3 protein-coding genes are annotated in these 3,045 nt (G+C 38.2%); all 3 read left to right on the top strand.

Annotated features, from left to right (window positions below; all coding sequences use genetic code 11):
- A partial coding sequence (locus AC3AX0_RS10315; protein ID WP_487550208.1) for an Ig-like domain-containing domain occupies positions 1-1,345 on the top strand: 1,345 nt, incomplete at its 5' end.
- Between the two features lie 178 nt (positions 1,346-1,523).
- Positions 1,524-2,423 (top strand): glycosyltransferase family 2 protein, encoded by a 900-nt coding sequence (locus AC3AX0_RS10310; RefSeq protein ID WP_487550207.1) that lies wholly within the window; start codon positions 1,524-1,526, stop codon positions 2,421-2,423.
- 145 nt (positions 2,424-2,568) lie between these two features.
- Positions 2,569-3,042 carry a VanZ family protein gene (locus AC3AX0_RS10305; RefSeq protein WP_487550206.1) on the top strand — a complete coding sequence of 158 codons (474 nt, stop codon included), beginning with the start codon at positions 2,569-2,571 and terminating at the stop codon, positions 3,040-3,042.
- The last annotated feature ends 3 nt before the right edge of the window (positions 3,043-3,045 follow it).

Genomic DNA, 3,045 nt, shown 5'->3' with positions numbered 1-3,045 from the left:
TGCGGAATCGGATTGGTATTTGATAGGGGAAGAACCACCAACTACCAATGACCCTCCTGTAAATACTTCACAGCCTACATTAATAGATTTATATGGAGCTGAAGCTGTAGTTGAAGTTGGAAACTGGATTTTGGCTGACCCGGGAGTATGGGAAGACGAAGACGATCCTTTAATAGAACTTAATTATTATAATGAGTGGCAGCTTGCGACTTCGGCCAGTGAAGGGGATATAATCGATAGACTTCTTGACTCGTCGGGATTGGGAATTACTCTAGGGTCAGAAGATGCCGAGAAATACTTGAGGGTTGAAGTAACTGCAGAGGATACAGAAGGCTTGAAAGATGTGGCATATTCTGTATGGCATCAGATAGGACCTGTGAATGAACCGCCAGAATACACGGAATTACCTGGAATAGATGGAATTGTTCAGGTAAATAATCTCCTTGAATTCATTCCAGGAACATGGACTGATGACGATGGGGAAGGAAATCTTATATATTACCATAGGTGGCAAGTTTCGGCTACGCAAAGTGAAGAAAATGTAGATGACGTGGGTAATGTAGATGACATGACTTACACTCCTGGTGAGAGTGATGAAGGATTGTACCTGAGGGTGGCAGAGACATCAACCGACAGTGGTCAATATATTGTCAAGTCAACTACGGCGCATTCGGCATGGATTGAAATTCAACCTGAACCTAAGCCGAATGAGGCTCCTGCTAATGATAGTAATGACCTGCCGAAAATTATAGGTATAGTACAAGTAGACTATACTGTCGTGGCATATGAAGGTACGTGGACTGATGATGGTGGAGAAGGGAATCTTAGCTATTCATACATGTGGCAGATTTCCGATACGGAAAACGGACTATACGCGGATATGGGAGATATAGATACGGAGTATCTTCTTGAAAGTGATGAAGCGACCAAATATTTAAGACTTAAAGTGACAGCGACAGACAAAGGCGATCCAGTCTTATCTATAAATGCCTATTCACAAGGGTATTATATTGAGCCGGCAACTCCGACACCTGTAGAGTATCTGACAATCGATAGTACTTCGCCAGCCAATGGTGCAACAGGTGTGAGAAATTACGTTACTATTAAAATTAACTTCAACAATTATGTCGGTACTTTTAATGAAGATCTTATAAGAGACAATGCAGATTTCCCGATTAATAGAATCGCTACAAAAAGAGATACATTGCTGATATACGCAGGCGGTTTAACAGGCAAAACGACATATACCTTGACAATTGCCAAGAACGCAGTCATGGGGATAGGTGGTGAAATGATGGCTGATGACTTAGCATTGACATTTACAACAAGGAAAATAAAGCAGTAATTGCAAATAATAGAGTACAGCCGTTTCAACCGAATTAAGTCGGGTGGAGCGGCTTTGTTTTTCATTAAATTAAGAATTGATTTTTTTATAGCTTAATGTGTGATATAATTTTCGTAAATCTGTAAACTAAACAGGTCTGCGGATGATTAAAGTAAAAATTGTCTTACGGAGGAATATTATGGTAAGTGTTATAATACCTACCCACAACAGGGTTGAATTGCTGAAAAATGCCCTTGAATCGGTGTTGAAACAGACCTATGAAGATTACGAGATAATAATTGTGAATGATTGCTCTTCGGACGATACGGAAGAATTTCTCAAGACACTTGTTGATGAAAGGATATCCTATTACACCATTATTGAGTCGAAAGGCGGGAACCATGCCAGGAATACAGGGATAGAGATGGCAAGGGGTGAATTCATTGCCTTTCTGGACGATGATGATGAGTGGATGCCTGAAAAGCTTGAGAAGCAGATGAAATTATTTGAAGATGATTCGGTGGGGCTTGTATATACGGGCTCGGAAGTCATATATACCTTTTATGATATTAAATACAAGAATATACCAAGAAACAGGGGTAATCTATTCAAAGAAGTACTGATAAGAAATTGTATAGGAACAACCTCAAGTGTAGTAGTAAGGAAAAGTATCCTTGAAATATCAGGATTATTTGACGAAGAGATCAAAATGAGGCAGGATCAGGACCTATGGATCAGGGTTTGCAGACTGTGCAATGTAGATGTTGTTGAGGAACCTCTAATAAGATATTTTTTCAGAAAGGATGCCAACCAGATATCATTAGACCTTGAGAAGTACTGGGAAACTGTTGAAAGGTTTGATGAAAAGTATTCTGAATATATTGAAGAGCTGTCAGAAGACGAGAAATTGACAAGGAATACTGGAAAGTATAAGGCTCTTGCGTCCAGGAATATGAGAAATGGAAATAACAGGGAAGCAAGAAAGTATATCCGGGAAGCATTTAAACTGAAATTTACAATTAAGACAGTTCTTAGATATATTATGACGTTTTTTGGACATAAACAGATGGTTAGGATGAGAAGGTTTTTTGATAATTAAATGTTACAGAATTGACATTGAAGTAGTTAACTTTTTGTGATATACTACGTTTTGGGTAGCTATTGGGATAGAAAATATGAAATGATGGGTGTCCGCTATTGTGGTCGCCTTTTTTTATAGTTGCTTTCTTGTGGGGGATGAATAAATGAAAGAAAAATTTACTAATAATAAAAAAAGTATTATATTGTGGATGGTTGTTGTTTTGTGGATGGTATTGATTTACAGATTTTCAGCACAGGTCGCAGACGAATCAAACAAACTTAGCACTGGAGTCACTCAAATAGTAATTGAAACTGTTGAAAAGATTGCTCCGGAATTTGATTTTGATACAGAAGCTTTAAATGGTATAATCAGAAAGAATGCACATTTTCTTATGTATTTTTTACTGGGAATATTTGTTTTTTCAGCTATTGGCAGCAATGTACCATTACACCAGAGATTTGTTGCAGCACTGCTAATCTGCAGTCTCTATGCAGCAACGGATGAGGTTCACCAAATGTTTGTTCCTGGAAGGGGACCGGCTGTAATGGATGTATTTATAGACAGCTCAGGAACATGTATTGGAATACTGGTGTATTTAGCCGTTGGCAATATCTTTTTTAAAAATATTGTGATATAATAT

Source organism: Dethiosulfatibacter sp. (genome assembly GCF_983023055.1).
This window is presented reverse-complemented; position numbering and strand designations above follow the sequence as displayed.

What these genes read in the sequence shown, in the direction of transcription:
- AC3AX0_RS10310 (WP_487550207.1), top strand. Translation starts at nt 1,524, where the DNA reads ATGGTAAGTGTTATAATACCTACCCACAACAGGGTTGAATTGCTGAAA.
- AC3AX0_RS10305 (WP_487550206.1), top strand. Translation starts at nt 2,569, where the DNA reads ATGAAAGAAAAATTTACTAATAATAAAAAAAGTATTATATTGTGGATG.